Below are 18,490 nucleotides of genomic sequence, written 5' to 3' on the forward strand. Positions count from 1 at the left end.
TTTATTGCGGCAAAATTACATACGTACTCCCACGTATTTTGTTGTTAAACAGTATAATGCCACTGTTAATATTATGTTAGGTGAAATGAAAAACCATATCTTTGCGGCCAAAGATCTTTCAAAGCCCCTTATATGAAAAGACAACTACCCTTTGTTTTAATACTTTTTTTATTCACTTTTGTCATCTATGCACAAGACGGAAATGAGGTACTTGGTACTAATGCAGCTATAGGCATAACAACCGGAGATTTTAATACTGTGGTTGGTGACTCTGCGGCTCATTTTTTAGCCAGTTCTTCTAGAAACACTTTACTTGGGTATAGAGCAGGCAGGTCTATAAATTTTAATACCACTTCGACCGCAAATGATAATGTTTTTATAGGGAATGATGCCGGGTATAATAATGTTACAGGAGATGAGAATGTTTTTATTGGATCTTTTGCTGGTCTTAACACAACTACCGGAAATGAAAATGTCTATATTGGTTTTAAAGCAGCGTACTTCAATGACGCTGGTAGAGACAATGTTGTTATTGGTACAGAGGCCGGGGGATATAGTTTTGGAAGTTCATTAGGAACAGATTTTGATTTTAGGGATAATGTTATTATTGGAAAGAGAGCTGGATATGAAATACAAGACGGAGATCGTAATGTTTTTATAGGAGAAGAATCTGGATATAATACTACAACCGCAGATGATAATGTTTTTATAGGATATAATTCTGGGCGTGCTAATACCATTGGAGAAGGAAATACATTTGTTGGCGGCCAAGCTGTAAACTCTTTAGATGGTGCGTTTAGTTTTTCTGGGTCCAGTGGAGAAGATAACACTACAGGAAATAATAACACTTTTATTGGAGGAGGAGCCGGAAGTGATAATGGTGCGGGAACCGAAAATACTTTTATTGGTACAGAAGCCGGAACCAGAAATGAACATGCAAATTTTAATACGTTTATTGGCTATCAGGCTGGTTCGCGAAATAATGTGAGTAATAGTACTACAAATGCCCAACGTAATACTTTTGTGGGTTGGCGCGCAGGAAGGCGAAATGAAGAAGGAGCTAATAATGTAGTGATGGGGTATAATGCAGGCTTCGATCAAGATGGAAGTAATAATAATGTAGTTATTGGATACGAAGCAAAAATTAATGGAAGTGCAGATCGATCAAATAATGTAATACTCGGGGCTAATGCTACTGTAGAAGGTAATTATATCGTGGCAATTGGAGCTGGAGCTACTTCGACGGTTAGTAATAGTATGGTGCTAGGAGGGATTACAACCGCAGACCGCTTAAGTGTGGGAATTGCGACTTCGACACCAAACCAAAATGCATCGCTAGAACTGGCAGATGTAGATAAAGGATTTTTGGTGAATAGAGTAACTACTGTACAACGTACTGCTATGGAAACTGCTGCGGCAAACGGTAATCCTTTGGCAGCAGCTGAAGCCGGAATGCTTGTATATGATACTGATCTTTCTTCTTTATTTGTATGGGATGGCACGCAATGGGTAAATTCGACCATAGATACAAATACTGATACCGATGATCAAACGATAGATGAATTTCAATTAAATGGTGATGATCTCGAATTATCCTTATTAGATGATGCAGAGGCTACTAAAACAGTAGATCTTTCAAAATACTTGGATAATACCGATGGTCAGGAACTTTCAATAGCAACAAATACGCTTAGTCTTTCTGGTGGAACCAATACAATTGATTTATCTAATTACCTTGATAATACAGATGCACAAGCGTTATCATTAACTACGAATACTTTGAGCATATCTGGTGATTCGGGCACTATAGATTTATCTGGATATTTGGATAATACGGATAGTCAAGAACTTTCTCTGGCTACGAATACGCTTAGTCTTTCTGGTGGAACAAATACTATTGATCTTTCTAATTACTTGGATAATACAGATCAACAGGACCTGGATTTATCAGGTAATATTTTGAGTCTAACTAATGATGGAAGTACAGTGGATTTATCAGGATATTTAGATAATACTGATGCACAAACATTAAGTTTTAGTGCAGGAAGCCTAAGCATTACTGGTGGTAATAGCATCGATCTTTCAATATTACAGGATGGAACAGGAACTGATAGCCAAAACCTTACTTCTGCTACGCTTACAAATAATGAATTAACGATTGCCATTCAAAATGGAAGTTCTGTTACCGTTGATCTTTCTACTATATTAACATCGCTTCAGGATGAAAATACTACACAGCAAGCAGAAATATCCGATCAGCAATCACAAATTACAGCTCAACAGGCACAAATTGATGATTTAATTAGTCGTATGGAGTCTCTAGAAAGTTGTGCTTGCAGTGATTCAGGTAATTCCAATAAAGGGAATACACCGATTTTATATCAAAATATTCCAAATCCGTTTAATGATACATCTTCTATTAAATATTATCTGCCAGACGGCATCAACAATGCTTCGGTTATATTTAGTAATTCGATTGGACAGTTGGTTTCTACAGTTGCTATTAAACAAAGCGGAAATGGAGAGTTGAATATCAATAGTGATGGATTGGCAACAGGTACATATTTCTATACTCTATATGTGGGAAGTCGAAAGATAGATACTAAAAAAATGGTGATAGAATAAATCTTTTTATTTCAATATGCTTTCAAAACGCGTTTGATAATCAAGCGGATTTTTACTTTTTGACTAAAAAAGGATAATGAATTTATTGTCGTATTTTTGAGAACAACCTGTCTACAAATGAAGTTAATATCTCTTGTTTTTCAATTGTTCTCTAAAAGCAAAGTTATATTATGTATTGTGTTAATACAGAGTATACTTTGTTATACCAAAACCTTTTCTCAATCACATAAAGTACAAGAAGATAGTCTTCAGGTCGAAAAATTACATATCAAAGCATTAGAAATAATTAATACCGATCCCACATCGGCAAGGAAATATTTAGAAGATGCATTAGATATATTAGACTCACGGCTTTTACAAAAGGACAAAGAAAATAATGGGTTTTTATTGAAAAAGTCACTTATTTTGGAGCGCTTAGCTTATTTTTTAAGAAGAGAAAATAAGTATAGTGCCGCTCTGAAATATCTTCAAGAGAGCTTGAAATTAAAAGAAATTGCAGGAGAAACCTTTACGTTATCATATACGTATTCCCAAATCGCCTGGCTTTGGATATATCAATCAGAATTTGAAAAAACTAAGGTCAATTTGGATTCGGCATATGCATTAAGCAAAAGATATGATAACATAAAAGAAAAAATAAGAACCTTAAGTCGATATGGTACCTTGTATCTAAATCTAAAAGAGTATGCAAAAGCAGAAGATCACCATCTTAGGGCAGTAAAACTTGCTGATTCTATTAATGATGTTGGGGCAATGGCGACAACAAATGCTAACTATGCAGATTTTTTAAGGCGTCAAAAAAAATATAAAGAAAACATACCTTATCTTAAGAAGTCCATGATAATGCATAAAAAGAATGATAATCAAATTGGATTAGAATCGGGATATTATGCTTTGGGACTCACTTATAGAAACTTGAAAAAACCATATGAGGCTATAAAAGCATATAAACAATCTATCGCAATGTCTAAAAAGCAAAAAAATGAAGCGATTATACATATGCGTTACTTGGGACTTAGTAAAAGCTATGAAGATGTTGAGGATTATAAAAATGCATTTTTATCTTATAAGCAATTTAATATTTTTCAAGAAAAAGGTAAAAATGAAATAAACTATCGAAAGATGGCTGATCTGGAATCTAGATATAAATATAAGCAACAACTCGCTTTGGATAGTCTTAAATTTGCACAAGAAAAAAGAGAAGTAACTTTATTAGCTGAAACCGAAGCTTCAAAGAAATGGTTGTATATGGTGTTGTTTCTTATAACTGCCATAGGTGCTATAGTAATAGGGGTATTGGTTCGTAGAAATTATCAAAATGGAGCTAGAATACTAAATGAAAAGCTTGAAAAAGAAAAAGCCCAAAAGGCATTACTAGATGCCAAAGTGAAAGCTGGTGAGGAAGAGACCAAACGATTAATTGCAGATAATAGTATGCGCCTGGAATTTAAACAAGAATTACTGGATCGATTAAAAAATGAAATAGCCCCAGAAGCTTCTGAAAAAAATCAAAAAGCAATTAACACCTTGACTTCAGAGTTACAAGTTCAGATCAAAACAGAAAGTAAATTATCGGGATTACAATCTAAAATTGATGAGGTGAACCAAGGATTTGATACCAAACTCATAAAATTATATCCATCTCTTACCAAAACTGAACGTGATATGTGTGCATTGCTTCGATTGAATTTATCAATCAAAGAAATCATGACTGTTCGTAATGCATCAATAGATTCAGTAAAATCTACAAGGTATCGTATTCGTAAAAAAATAGGGCTTTCTTCGGGAGAAGAATTAGAGAAGTTTATTCAGAATATTGCCTAGATAATTTTCTACGTACCCCTACGTATATTTGCTTAAAAACCAGGGATTGCCACTTTTTGCCACCGTTAAAATTATCTTAAAACCAGCGAATTATAGTATCATTGCACAAGAATAATGAATGCTCATAGTCTGAACAATCTATAGTAATTTTTTAAAGCCCCTTGTATGATTAAAAAACTACTCCTTGTTTTTTTAGTATGCCTTAATGGTTTCCTGTATGGTCAAGAAACCAACGTGCCTGATGATAATTTTGAGAGCTATCTAGAGACTCACGATGCAAATGGTAATACCGTTTTTGTTGGAGATGCTTCAAGTATGGGTAATGGAATTGCTGGTGATAATCAAGTAACAACTTCAAGAATTGTTATGGTTACTTCTTTAGATATCTCTTCTAAAATGATTTCAGATATTACAGGGATTGAGGACTTTACGGCTTTAGAAATACTAAACTTTTCTACTAATGGTGTTGGTAATTTCGACCTTTCCAACAATATCAATTTAAAAGAACTGTATTGTGCATCTAATGGAATGAGCGGTATAAATGTTACTGCCAATATAAATTTAGAAGTGCTGGATGCTTCAGGCAATTTTTATACTGCAGTAGATGTAAGTAGTAATATCAAGTTGAAAACCTTAAACCTAGCGAGTTCTGGAGCAACTTCTTTAAACCTTGGAAACATCAGTACTTTAGAGAAAATAGATGTGTCGAATAATAATTTAACGAACTTAGATATAAGTAATTTGTCTAGTTTAACAGATTTAAATTGTGATACTAATTACAATTTGAGAATTACAGATTTTAGTGCATCAACCGATTTAGTACACCTAAATTGTAATAACACCGATTTAAGAAGTTTAGATGTATCCAGTAATACATTATTAGAAACTCTAAAGATTGATTTTGTATCTGGTTTTGACGTAGATCTTTCTAATAATATAGTACTAACTAGTTTATCAGCTCAAAGTAGCGATTTAACCAGCCTAAATATAAAAAATGGAAACAATTCCAATATTACTTCATTTGATGTGAGATTCAATCAATTTAGTTGTATTCAGGTAGATGATCCTACGGCTAGTTATTTAAGCACTTGGCAAAAGGATAGTACAACGACTTTTAATCTAGATTGTAGTGTAACTAGCGTACCGGATATTAATTTTGAGTACTATTTAGAAAATCATGATGCCAATGGAAATGTAGTGGCAGTGGGTAACCCTTCTAGTTTAGGAAATGGTAAAGTAGATGATGGCTATGTGCTTACTTCAAGAATTGCAACAGTTACATCGTTAAATATTTCTTTTTTCTCTGTTGGGGATTTAACTGGGATTGAAGATTTTACAGCGTTAGAAATACTTAATTGTTCTAATAACGATTTCAATGACTTAGATCTTTCTAATCAACCAAACCTAAAAGAGTTGTATTGTCATAACGTATTTGTTTCAATTATAGACGTTTCGGCTAATCTTAACTTAGAAAAGTTAATTGTAAATGATGCAAATTGTACAACCTTAACGATAGGAGAAAACACTGTAATTACAGAACTTAATGCAAGTAATAATAAACTAACGGTACTTGATATTACAGATTTTACTACGCTAGAAATATTAGATTTTTCTAAGAATTATAATTTAGACATTGCAGATTTTAGTGCTTTAACCAATTTAGAGATTTTAAATTGTAGTGATACTGGTTTAAGAAGTATCGATTTATCAGCTAATACATTGCTAGAAGTATTAACAATGAATAATATGTCTGGTTTTGATGTAGATCTTTCTAGTAATGCAGCTTTAACAAGTTTTTCAGCTAGGGAGAGTGATTTAAGCAGCATAAATATCCAAAATGGAAATAATGCTAACATCACTAACTTTGATGCTAGATTAAATGATATAACCCTAAACTGTATTCAAGTTGATGACCCAATTGCTAGTTATTTAAGTAGTTGGGATAAAGATGCTACTACAGTTTTTAGTCTCGATTGTAGCGAAACCAATGTGCCCGATGATAATTTTGAAAATTACCTAGAAACCCATGATGCCACCGGAAATACAGTTCTCCTAGGAGATGCTAATAGCATGGGGAACGGAATTGCTAACGATAATACGGTATATACTTCAAGAATTGCTAACATTACCTCTTTGAATATTACTGATCGGGGTATTGCCGACTTAACTGGTATTGAAGATTTTGTGGCTTTACAAGATTTAAATTGTTACAATAATGGGCTCTCCAGTATCGATGTTTCAGAAAATCTCGCATTACTAACATTAAATATAAGTAGAAATAGCCTTACAGATCTTGATGTATCTAAAAACACGCTTTTAACAGAATTGCATGTAGCAAGAAATAGTCTTACAAGCCTAGATGTTTCTCAGAATATTGCTTTAATAACATTAGGTTGTAGTCAAAATCAGCTTAATGGATTGGATGTTACTAAAAACACGGCATTAAAAAACTTATATTGTTATACGAACCCATTAGGCAGTTTGGATGTCACACAAAATACTGTTTTAGAAAGCTTAGATTGTGTAGAAAGCCAACTCACAAGCCTGGATGTTTCTCGAAACCCAGAATTACAATATTTACAAGTTTACGATAATTTGCTAACAAGCCTAGATGTAAGCAAGAATGTAAAATTAATCGAACTCTATGTAGAATATAATCAAATTGCAAGTTTAGATGTATCAAAAAACACGGCCTTAGAAGATCTATCTTGTTTTTCAAATCAGTTAACCTATCTGAATATTAGAAATGGAAATAATACAAATTTAGACCATCGAGATTTTGATATCACCAATAATCCAGGACTTACCTGTGTTGCTGTAGATGACCCAACCTATGCTACTACCACTTTTACGAAAAAAGATGTACAAACTAGTTTCAGTACTTTTTGTAATACGACCTATGTGCCCGATGATAACTTTGAAACTTACCTAGAAACACATGATTCAATAGGAGGATTAGTAACTCTTGGAAACCCAACCAGTATGGGTAATGGGATTGCGAATGATGATTATGTAGGAACCGAGCAAATTCTAAACATAAAGAACTTAAATATCTCTAATCAAGGTATTACAGATCTTACAGGATTAGAAGCATTTATTGGTCTAGAAGAACTAAGAGCTTTTGGAAATACGGTTTCCAACCTAGATTTAACTGCTAATATAAATTTAATTGTAGCTGCTTGTTCAAATATGGGACTTACCACAATGGATGTTTCAGGATTAACCGCTCTTAAAACACTGGAACTAAATACGAATCAACTTTCAAGTATAGATGTTAGTTCTAATGTATCATTAGAAAACTTACGTATAATCAACAACCAACTTTCTGCTATTGATGTAGGTGCAAACAAGGGTTTACGAGATTTACGTATTCAAGGTAATAATTTGATATCACTAGATATCAGTGCTAATACTGTACTAAGATATTTAAGTTGTGTAGATAATGATTTAACCAATCTAGATGTTCAAAATAATGTATTAATAGAAAATCTTAGTTGTGGAGAGAATCAGTTTACTACAATAGATGTTAGTACGCTTATCAATCTAACCGATTTGTTTATCGAAAATACACCAACACTTACTTCTTTAGATGTATCCAGCAATTTGAATCTTGAGGATATAGGGGTAGATAATAACACCTCATTAACTTCTTTAGATTTAACTAATAACACTAAACTAATTGAAGTATACGCCAATAATACTTCGATAACAAAATTAGATTTTAGCAATAGTCCTGATTTGTATTATATAGAATGTCAAAACAATAATGCGTTAACCTTTTTAAATTTCAAAAGCGGAAATACAAGTGGTATTGATGAAATTTACGCAACAGGTAACCCTAATGTATCCTGTATCCAAGTAGATGACCCTACTGCTGTATATTTAGGTAGTTGGAATAAAGATGCTACAGCAAGTTTTGCTGAATATTGTGAGCTAACGTATGTGCCAAATGATAATTTCGAAGCCTTATTAGAAGGCAGAGGCTTTGGTAACGGAATAGCCAATGATAATTATGTATATACAGAATTAATAGCTGCGGAAACAGTACTAATAATCCAAGATAAAGACATTGTAGATCTTACTGGGATTGAAGATTTCGAATCGTTAGAAATATTTCTTTGTCGTAGATCAAATGTCGAAACTGTTGATATAAGTAATAACACGAAGTTAACACATGTAAACTTAGTAGATAATTCATTAACAGCACTTGATGTAAATACTAATGTATTACTACAAGAGGTGTATATTAATGGTAATTCTGCGTTAGGAACTGTGGATATTTCTACACTGGCAGAATTAACCACCTTCAATGTTTCAGATACAGGGATTAATACCATTGATGTATCTAACAACCCTTTAATAAGAGTACTTATATTAAATGATAATGAGTTTACTACATTAGATGTATCATCGTATCCAAATCTAGTTCAGGTATTAATTGCAAATAACAAATTAACTTCTTTAAATGTTGCTAATGGAAATAATACCAATTTTACCTGGTTTGATGCTTCTGGAAATCCAGATTTAACCTGTATTCAAGTAGATGATGTAAACGGAAATTTTAATCTCTGGACTAAAGATGCTACAGCCAATTATGCACATTATTGTGAGTTAACCAATGTACCCGATGATAATTTCGAAAACTATCTAGAAACCCATGATGCCAGTGGTAATACAGTTACTATTGGAAACGCTTTAAGTATGGGGAATGGAATAGCTAATGATAATCAGGTAGCAACTTCAAAAATAGAAATAGTCACTACATTAAATATTGAACACCAGGATATCGCTGACCTTACAGGAATTGAGGATTTTAAGGCATTAGAATCATTGAACTGTGATTATAATGAACTTACGTCGTTAGATTTAAGTAGTAATACCAATTTAAAAATTTTGGATGCCGCAGAAAATAATTTCATTTCCTTAGACTTAACTGGCTATACAGTATTAGAAGAAGTAGAATTGAGAGGTAACATCTTAGCCAATTTACAGGTTGATAATAATCCAAACTTAAAAAAACTAAGAATAGGTAAAAATGCGTTAACGACATTAGATGTAACTGCATGTATACAACTAGAAGAACTTCTTGTGCATCAAAACCTATTGGCATCTTTAGATGTAAGAAATGGAAACAATGCCTTAATTACAAATTTTGCAGCTACTGGCAACTCTGATCTAACCTGTATTGAGGTAGACGATGCATCTGCAGGATATTTAGCAACCTGGGATAAAGATGATACTGCTGGTTTTAGTGAAGATTGTATAACTCCCATAATCACTCTACTTGGTGATAACCCTCAAATAATTGAACTTGGTTCGGGATATACCGAGTTAGGAGCTACTGTTGATGCTGGCGTAACTAATTTGGTAATTGATATTTCTGATTTTGTAGATGTAGTTGGCATATACACCATTCGATACAATGCCACAGACAATGCAGGTAATATGGCAGAAGAAGTAATCAGAACTGTCGAAATAGTTGATAATTGTCCATTAAACAATGTATCAGCCAATAATTTTACCATTACAACTACCAGTGAAACATGTGCTGATAAAAATAATGGTACCATTGCTATTAGCGCAGAAACAGTACTGGATTATAGAACTACAATTAATGGGCAGGATTATAATTTTACTTCAGAAGTAACCATAAACAATCTACCTCCAGGAACATATCCTCTATGTATTACCATAGAAGGCTTTACTAGTTGTGAACAATGTTTTGAAATGGTTATTGAAGAGGCAGAGAGCTTAACAGGGAAAACAAAGCTACTTGCAGAAGCAGGAACTACAAAAGTAAATGTTGAAGTAACCACAGGTACTGCACCATATACTGTAAAAATCAATAACGAAATAGTAGGAGAGTATACAGTTAAGAACTTCATTCTAGAGGTACAACATGGAGATGAGTTAGAAGTGTCTTCAAACATAGATTGCGAAGGCAAATTATCTACCATAGTTAGCTTGTTTGATCAGGTAAGTATTACACCCAACCCAACGAAGGGAGATGTTACGCTTACCCTTCCCGGCACCCAATTACAAACCATAAATGTGTCGATGTATAATGCTTTAGGGGTTCAGGTTTCTTCGGGAACGTATATTATTACTTCGGGACAAGTGACATTACCTATGGAACAATTACCACATGGTATTTACTTTGTGTCGATTGATCATGGAGCTACGTTTAAAATTGTAAAACAATAAAGCGAAAACCTTCATTGCTATCATTTCAACTTAACTGGCCTAAACTTATTCGAAAGGCTCAATGTTAAAGAATAAAGAAATAAGAATTAAAAGTATGATGATATATAGCCTTAGTAAGAGACAGCTTAAAGAATCCAAATGTGACTTTCTAAAAAAACGGTGTCTTAATTATAAAGACACTTAAACACATAATAAATGGCCCTTAGAATGAAAAAATCAATGCTTATAGTTGCTTTGTTATCCTTTAGTATATCCATTTTTGCACAAAAAAAACCAAAGATTAAAGGAAATAGAATTATAAATGAAATCACCAAAAATATTCCTGAAACATTTAATACTGTCGAAATTGATGATGAATTAAAAGTAATTTTAAATCAAAGCGATCAAAGCGGGTATTATCTAAAAACCGATGAAAACCTAATCGATATTATTCAGTTTAAAATAGAAGATAGTATACTAAAAGTATATACCACTAATAGAATTGTGAGGAGCAGAAAGCTAGAAATTAGTTTGAATGTAAAAGAAATAGAGCATATTATACTTAAAAATAATGCTGAAGTAAAAAGTGACAAAAAATTGATTTCAGAAAAAATGTATATCAGTGGATATGGTTCGAGTTATTTGGATTTGAACGTAAAGGCAGATGATGTTAGAGTTACATTATACGATAAAGTGAGAGGGAAAATTAAAATCAAATCAGAAAATACTACAATTACTATGAATGGCAAAACAGATCTTAAAACCTATGTAGTTACAGATAAAATACAAGTTGCCATGACCAAAGCTACCGAATTAAATATGGATGGAGATGCAGATTATGCTTCTTTTGATGTTAAAGATTCATCAAAACTTAAAGCCAAGAAAATGAAAACTTCTTCTACAGATTTAAACACTTATAACTCTGCAGATGCATATGTATACGCTAAAAGAAATTTAGAGCTTTATGCGCAAGGAAAAAGTATAGTGTATGTATATGGTAATCCCGAATTAGATGTTAAAACCCTTACTGATCGGACTAAAATCATAAAAAAGTAATTAACACTGCATTAAATTATTTTTTATTACCAACTATAACTTGACTTGGCGTGGGAGGGTGTTTGATTTATCAGACATCCTCTTTTGCTTATAACCTGAGCTCGATGTAAGGCTTTAATTTTGAAAACCGTCAAATTGAGTGGTTTTTCATAATGAAATGGAGAAAAATTGTATCGAAATTAGGCTTTTGACGTAAATTTACTTGCCTTCGATAGTTCTGCTGAGTTTGGTCGAAGTGCAATTTTCTATCGAAAATCACTCTGACTGACGTAAATTTTGTTACATCGAACTCACGTTCTATTTCTGCAGTATTATTGATGCTTTTCTTTTTTAAAAACAATACATATGCCTCTTCTTCAGTATTTAAAGAAACAAAGAAGTAATTTCATCTGGGATTCTTGCAGGCCTTAGTGTTTTCTTATGTAAAAAACACCAGCTTGTCTTGGCAGAAACTAATACTTTTTGAGTAGTTGTGTTTATAATTTTAGTATGACGTTCACTCCTAACACCTCTATAATTATCAATCCAGGTTTGTAGTGTGATTTCATCATTTTCAAAAGCAGGATTATGATATTCTATATAATGATTAAGAACTACCCAAACGTATGTATTCCTAATATTCTCATTGGTTCTGGATTCCCAATGTTTTTTGGCAACATCTTGTACCCATTGTAGATACACTACATTATTTACATGATCCATATCATCTATTGCTGATTTCGGAACTGTAAAACGGAATTCAAAGATTTCGGATTTCATGAATAGGAGAGTTGAATAGATTAAAAGTACAACTATTTTAAAATTTGAGAGAGAATTTGTGATCTAAAACCCTAAAATTAGTTTTGCGATATAAAAGAATAAGAAAATCCCGAAAATATCATTACTGGTTGTAATAAAAGGACCTGTGGCAATTGCAGGATCAATACCTCTTTTATCAAGAATAATTGGTACAAAAGTACCGATAAGTGCCGCTACGATAATAACACTCATAAGTGCTGCTGCTATTGTTAAGCTAAATGAGATTTCATACTTCATAATAAAACCAAAAAGAATAATAAGCAGCGCCAATGCAGCACCATTAATTAAGCTAAGACTTACTTCTTTCAGTAGTCGATTTAGCAAGCTTCCTTTTACTACATTATTTGCCAATCCCTGTACTATAATTGCAGAAGATTGCACACCTACGTTTCCTGCCATCGCAGCAATTAGTGGTGTGTAGAAAAATAGATCTCTAATTCTTGGATTGGTCATTACACCTTCAAAGCCCTGCATGATGAATACACTTCCTAATCCTCCAAAAAGGCCTAAAATCAACCAGGGTAACCGTGCTCTGGTAAGTTCCCATACATTATCATCTGCTTCTACATCTTGAGAAATACCTGCAGCTAATTGATAATCTTTCTCAGCCTCATCCTTAATAAAATCTACAATATCATCTATAGTTACTCGACCAACCAATACATTTTCTTTGTCTACCACAGGGATAGCTTCAAGATCATATTTTTGCATAATACGAGCTACTTCTTCTCCTTCGGTATCTACATCTACAGAATCTACTTTTGGAATATATACTTCGCTAATATGAGTTTTTGCAGAGGCAGTAAGTAAATCCTTAAGAGATAGTCTGCCTTTTAACTTTTCATCTTTATCTACAACGTAAATAGAATGTACCCGAGTAACATTTTCTGCCTGTCGCCGCATTTCTCTAACACAACCAGCTACGGTCCAGGTTTCTTTTACCATTACGAGCTCTTTGGCCATTAGTCCACCTGCAGTATCTTCATCATAGGTGAGAAGCTCTTTAATATCCTCTGCACGTTTTTCATCCTCTATCTCTGCAATTACTTTTTCTGCACGATCATCAGGAAGCTCGGCAACAATATCAGCAGCATCATCAGTATCCATTTCTTCTAACTCTTCTGCAATCTCTTTTGCAGAAAGGTTTTCAAGAATACGTTCACGAAAATCTTCTTCGAGCTCCATAAGAGCTTCAGATGTTTTTTCGCTATCTAATAATTTAATAAGGTAGGTAGCTTCAGATAAGCCAAGTTCACTAATAATTTCTGCAACATCAGCAAAATGAATTTCACTAAGCATTTCGCGCAGACGAGTATCACCTTCTTCACGGATGAGGTGTCGTACCTGTTCGATTAACTCATTAGAAACTTTAAATTGCATATACTCAGTATTTAGTGATCCCCTTCACAAACGCCCACAAAGATAACCAAAGAATTTAATTGGACTTTATGAGTGTGTTAAATCACTTAACCTATTGTTTTTCAATTAATAATGTCAATTTTATAAATTGATCAACAGACAATTGTTCGGGACGTTTAGTCAGAATTTCTAATGTTTTGATCTCATCATTCAATTCAAAAGTTTTAAGACTATTTCTTAAGGTTTTACGACGTTGCCCAAACGAAGTCTTTACGACTCTGAAAAATAATTTTTCATCACAAGGCAGAGAATATTCATTTTTTCTAATCAATCGCAATACTCCACTATCTACTTTGGGAGGAGGGTTAAAAACATCAGGAGGAACAGTAAATAGGTATTCGGCATCGTAAAAGGCTTGTGTAAGCACCGAAAGAATACCGTAGGCTTTACTACCCGCTTTTTCACAAATACGCTGGGCAACTTCTTTTTGAAACATCCCGGTAAATTCAGGAATACGATCTTTGTTTTCTAATGTTTTGAAAACAATTTGAGTAGAAATATTGTAAGGAAAGTTACCTGTTATTGCAAATTGTTCTTTGGTAAATAATAGATTTAGATCAAACTTTAGAAAATCGGCCTCTATTACTCTAAAAGTAGTATTCCCTCTTAATGCCTCTGTATGTTCGAGATGAAAATTAGTGTTGAGATATTCGATAGACTCCCTGTCTAGATCCATAGCTATAACATCAATATCTTTTTGAAGAATATACTTGGTGAGAACTCCCATTCCCGGACCAATTTCAACAACATTTTTGTAGCCTTGCAAGGTAAGGGTGTCACCAATCTTTTTAGCAATATTTTCATCCTTTAGAAAATGTTGTCCCAGATGCTTTTTTGCCTTTACAGCGGTTTTTTCGAAAGAAGATTTGGGGTTAGAACTGTATTTTTTGTTTTTTTTTGATTTACCCATTCCGTTCACTTACAATTTCTAACTCGGTTCTAAACGCTACAAATTTACCAGTAAAACGATTAGATTTTGACCTAAGACGATCTGCATCCTCATCATAGTATTTTTGTAAAGTTTCTTTGTTGTTGGTCGTGTATTGTACAGAATAAGTGACACCTCCCATCTCTTCTTCTACCATTACTTTAGTCATTAATGCTTTACTAAACTTTCCTGTAGAAAGCATATCAGGTATATGTTCCTCTTTCATCCAATCTAACCATTCGTCATGGATAGTTTCTTCTATATTTATGGTAACGTTATATATGTACATGTTAGTTGTTAATGTTTTGGGAAATAGTATTTAGTATAATTACAAAGGCGTAAAGTTACAAAGAAGCAAAGGTTTACAGGTGATTTAATTTATGGCATCTCCTCGTAGGGTTCTGTATTTTTTTCGTGCATCTACAAAATAAATACTATCAGCGTGATTAAAAATTATCTTTTCATATAATTCTTTAGCTTTTTCGGGCTCTCCTAGCTCATTCACATAGAGCTCGGCTAACCAGTAATAAGCATCATCAACGAGGATATCATCATTGTAAAATTCAATAATTTTTAGATAGTTGATTTTAGCTTTTTCGAATTGCTTTTCTTTTTCAAATAATTTTGCCTGTCGTAAAAAAGCTTCATCCTCAATTTTTTCACCTTTATGTTGAGTTAAGATAATTTCATGCATAGTAATTGCATCCTGATTTTTATTCTGAAAAGCCAATAGATCGGCCTTTGCAAAAATCTTTAAAGCAGTTTGAGTAGAATCCTCAAGAGAATTATCACTGATAATTAGACTTAACTCCATAGCATCATTAGCAATCAATTGAGAGGTAGAAGACTTTAGTACATCGAGTTGCGTTTGTGCCCAGGCAAAATCCCCTTTGTAATAACTGGTTTTTGCTACTTTAAACCTAGCATCTTGGGCTAAGAAATTATTTTTTAAAGCATTTTGTACCTGGGTATAATAAATTAATGCCTGATTAAATTTTTGATCCAATACCAGGATATCTGCAATTTTCATTTTTATTCTAGAAGATTGAAATCTTGATAGTGGTTCTCTATCTAGTATATCTTTTAAAAAACGAATAGCCTCCTGTTTTTTATCCTGATTAAATGCTAGAAAATGCGAATAATCAATTTGTAATCCTATAGTTTCTCTGGCTTTTCCATATTCCTTGAATACGGTATTATATTGTTCTATAATAGTTTTATGCTCTTTTTTGGAGGCATTATCTACTTTTGCCTTCAGGATAATTTTATGAGCCGTAAGCTTCATATCTTTTGAAGCCGGTGTTTCTAAAATATAATTTAGAATTTCTACAGCAGACTTAATATCTTTTTCCGAAATAGCAATTCTAGCAAGATCTATAATCCCTTCAGGGCTTTCTTGTTTACGCTTATATATTGCTTTTTCTTGTATAAATGCTTTTTTAAATTCCTTTTGTTGTACAAAAAGCCAGCTTAGCATTTCATTATATAAGATATCGGGATTCCGCTGGAGTTTTTTAATCAATAACTTTCTAAATATAACATTTGCCTCACCCGTTGGACTATCTGTTATGTAGTCACTAAAATTTCGTTGTACAATATTTATATAATTAGGCTGCAATCGCAATAATGCCAAATAGCTATCGAACATTTTTTCTAGTTTCCCCTGTTCTCCATAAATTTTGGCTAACTGTACATTAAAATTTGCTCTGGGATTGTGCTTCATCCCTTTTTCATAAATTAAAGCTGCTTCATCTAATAAACTATATTTTTCAAAAGTTTGAGCAAGTGAATAGGCATGATTTGCATTATTGTTATTATAGGTTTCTATGGCTTTATCATAGTAAGTACGAGCTTGCTCTGTTTTACCTTGCAGATCATAATGGTGTCCTAATTCGACCAGAATTTGAGCATTATTTGGCACTTTCTCAATTCGCTTTTTTAGAATGCCCTCTGCTTTATCAAAATGTTCTAATTGTTGATGAGATTCGACTAACCCTAATAAATAATTAATTCGGTTTGGGTTTTTGGTATATAATTTTTTGTAGACAGAAAGTGCTTTTTCGTATTGTCCCTGCTGGATATAGTTTTTTGCTAACTGCTCCGACTGCGCAATCGTCGAAAAAGTAAACAACAGGGTAATATAGAAAAAGATAAAGCGCATTTTGCAAGTTTTTTTGTAAAGATAGCAAAATGCGCTTTAGTAATATGTTATGGATCCCTTAATCTATATATTCAAATCCACAGTAAGGAACTAGTACTTCGGGGATTTTGATACCTTTTGGAGTTTGGTAATTTTCTAATATACCTGCAAGTACTCTGGGTAATGCCAATGAGCTTCCATTAAGCGTATGTGCCAATTGATTTTTTCCATTTGCATCTTTAAACCTTAATTTTAAGCGATTAGCTTGATAAGATTCAAAGTTAGATACAGAACTAATTTCTAACCAACGATCTTGTGCTGTAGAGAAAACTTCGAAATCAAATGTTAGAGCAGAAGTAAATCCAATATCTCCACCACAAAGGCGTAGTATACGATACGGTAATTGTAAATCGTTAAGGATACTTTTTATATGATCTACCATCCCATCAAGAGCATCATACGAGTTTTCTGGTTTTTCGATACGCACAATTTCTACTTTATCAAATTGATGCAAACGATTTAAACCACGCACATGTGCACCATAAGAACCTGCCTCACGTCTAAAACATGGAGTATATCCCGTACAGCAAATAGGAAGATCACTTTCTTGTAATAACTCATCTCTAAACATGTTGGTCACAGGGACCTCTGCAGTAGGGATAAGGTATAGATCGTCCCCGGTTACATGATACATTTGCCCTTCTTTATCGGGTAATTGTCCTGTACCATATCCTGATGCTTCATTAACCAGATGAGGTACCTGAAATTCTTTATATCCGGCATCAGTATTTTTATCCAAAAAATAGCTAATCAAAGCACGTTGTAATCGAGCACCTTTACCTTTATACACAGGGAAACCAGCTCCTGTTATTTTTACACCCAATTCAAAATCAATAATGTCATATTTTTTGGCAAGCTCCCAATGTGGTAACGCACCTTCTTCTAAAACAGGAATATCACCTTCACGAAAAATCTCTTCGTTGTCTTCATCACTTTGACCATTAGGAACAGAATCGTGAGGGACATTTGGGATGGTGTACAACAACTGGATTAATTTCTCTTGGATATCAGTAAGTTCTGTTGATAATTGCTTAGAGCTATCTTTTAGTTGTGCAGTTTTCTCTTTTAATAGGTTTGCTTTTTGCTGCTCACCATTTTTAAATAGCATCCCTATTTCTTTAGAGAATTTATTAGAGTCGGCCAGAGTATTGTCTAATTTAGTCTGTGTGGCACGTCGACTTTCATCCAAGCCAATAATTTCTTCTAAAACAGCAGCGGCGTCAAAATTCCTTTTTGTCAAAGCTTTTATATACGCTTCTTTGTTTGCTATGATGTTTTGTACTATTAACATGATATCTTTTTTGGGCGATTTCCGGGCTATTCGTTATATCTTTTTCTTGGCTACCCTAAGCTTATCTATGGGTATTAATGATCAAGAAAAAGGATGCCACTACTATCCCTATCGCAATGAAGGAGCAAATTTAAAGAAAAGTGAGGTTTTAGATTGTAGTTCTATA

The 18,490-nt window shown here is 33.4% G+C and carries 10 protein-coding genes; 4 read left to right on the top strand and 6 right to left on the bottom strand.

The genetic code is table 11. The annotated features are described in order from the left end of the window. Positions 1-132 precede the first annotated feature (132 nt). From DG435_RS25190 to DG435_RS25205, 4 genes are all read left to right on the top strand, one after another. Positions 133-2,625, top strand: coding sequence for a T9SS type A sorting domain-containing protein (locus tag DG435_RS25190; protein ID WP_106794813.1), 2,493 nt, complete (start codon positions 133-135; stop codon positions 2,623-2,625). Positions 2,626-2,742: 117 nt separating this feature from the next. Further along, positions 2,743-4,449: a hypothetical protein gene (locus tag DG435_RS25195; RefSeq protein WP_106794814.1), complete on the top strand. Its 1,707-nt coding sequence runs from the start codon at positions 2,743-2,745 to the stop codon at positions 4,447-4,449. Between the two features lie 165 nt (positions 4,450-4,614). Beyond that, positions 4,615-10,653, top strand: coding sequence for a T9SS type A sorting domain-containing protein (locus DG435_RS25200; protein ID WP_108840688.1), 6,039 nt, complete (start codon positions 4,615-4,617; stop codon positions 10,651-10,653). Between the two features lie 207 nt (positions 10,654-10,860). Further along, positions 10,861-11,688, top strand: a complete 828-nt coding sequence (locus DG435_RS25205; protein WP_159025655.1) for a GIN domain-containing protein — start codon at positions 10,861-10,863, stop codon at positions 11,686-11,688. Between the two features lie 363 nt (positions 11,689-12,051). On the opposite strand, the gene DG435_RS25210 is transcribed toward DG435_RS25205, so the two are convergent. The 6 genes from DG435_RS25210 to serS form a co-directional block, all read right to left on the bottom strand. Further along, positions 12,052-12,447, bottom strand: a complete 396-nt coding sequence (locus tag DG435_RS25210) for a thioesterase family protein (protein ID WP_106793619.1) — start codon at positions 12,445-12,447, stop codon at positions 12,052-12,054. A 63-nt stretch (positions 12,448-12,510) separates the two neighbouring features. Then, positions 12,511-13,866: a magnesium transporter gene (mgtE, locus tag DG435_RS25215; protein WP_106793618.1), complete on the bottom strand. Its 1,356-nt coding sequence runs from the start codon at positions 13,864-13,866 to the stop codon at positions 12,511-12,513. Positions 13,867-13,957: 91 nt separating this feature from the next. Further along, complete coding sequence (gene rsmA, locus DG435_RS25220; RefSeq protein WP_106793617.1) at positions 13,958-14,815, bottom strand: 16S rRNA (adenine(1518)-N(6)/adenine(1519)-N(6))-dimethyltransferase RsmA; 858 nt, start codon at positions 14,813-14,815, stop codon at positions 13,958-13,960. Then, entirely contained in the window at positions 14,808-15,122 is a 315-nt protein-coding gene (locus DG435_RS25225; RefSeq protein ID WP_106793616.1) for a DUF4286 family protein, read from the bottom strand. Before DG435_RS25225 ends, rsmA begins: the two co-directional genes overlap by 8 nt. An 84-nt stretch (positions 15,123-15,206) precedes the next feature. Further along, complete coding sequence (locus tag DG435_RS25230) at positions 15,207-16,994, bottom strand: tetratricopeptide repeat protein (protein WP_106793615.1); 1,788 nt, start codon at positions 16,992-16,994, stop codon at positions 15,207-15,209. 58 nt (positions 16,995-17,052) lie between these two features. Further along, on the bottom strand, positions 17,053-18,324 hold the full coding sequence (gene serS / locus DG435_RS25235; RefSeq protein ID WP_106793614.1) for a serine--tRNA ligase: 1,272 nt from the start codon (positions 18,322-18,324) through the stop codon (positions 17,053-17,055). Positions 18,325-18,490 lie beyond the last annotated feature (166 nt).

Source organism: Aquimarina sp. Aq78, from assembly GCF_900299525.1.
Taxonomy (GTDB): Bacteria; Bacteroidota; Bacteroidia; order Flavobacteriales; family Flavobacteriaceae; genus Aquimarina.

What these genes read in the sequence shown, in the direction of transcription:
- DG435_RS25190 (WP_106794813.1), top strand. Translation starts at nt 133, where the DNA reads ATGAAAAGACAACTACCCTTTGTTTTAATACTTTTTTTATTCACTTTT.
- DG435_RS25230 (WP_106793615.1), bottom strand. Translation starts at nt 16,994, where the DNA reads ATGCGCTTTATCTTTTTCTATATTACCCTGTTGTTTACTTTTTCGACG.
- DG435_RS25225 (WP_106793616.1), bottom strand. Translation starts at nt 15,122, where the DNA reads ATGTACATATATAACGTTACCATAAATATAGAAGAAACTATCCATGAC.
- DG435_RS25200 (WP_108840688.1), top strand. Translation starts at nt 4,615, where the DNA reads ATGATTAAAAAACTACTCCTTGTTTTTTTAGTATGCCTTAATGGTTTC.
- rsmA (WP_106793617.1), bottom strand. Translation starts at nt 14,815, where the DNA reads ATGGGTAAATCAAAAAAAAACAAAAAATACAGTTCTAACCCCAAATCT.
- DG435_RS25205 (WP_159025655.1), top strand. Translation starts at nt 10,861, where the DNA reads ATGAAAAAATCAATGCTTATAGTTGCTTTGTTATCCTTTAGTATATCC.
- DG435_RS25195 (WP_106794814.1), top strand. Translation starts at nt 2,743, where the DNA reads ATGAAGTTAATATCTCTTGTTTTTCAATTGTTCTCTAAAAGCAAAGTT.
- serS (WP_106793614.1), bottom strand. Translation starts at nt 18,324, where the DNA reads ATGTTAATAGTACAAAACATCATAGCAAACAAAGAAGCGTATATAAAA.
- DG435_RS25210 (WP_106793619.1), bottom strand. Translation starts at nt 12,447, where the DNA reads ATGAAATCCGAAATCTTTGAATTCCGTTTTACAGTTCCGAAATCAGCA.
- mgtE (WP_106793618.1), bottom strand. Translation starts at nt 13,866, where the DNA reads ATGCAATTTAAAGTTTCTAATGAGTTAATCGAACAGGTACGACACCTC.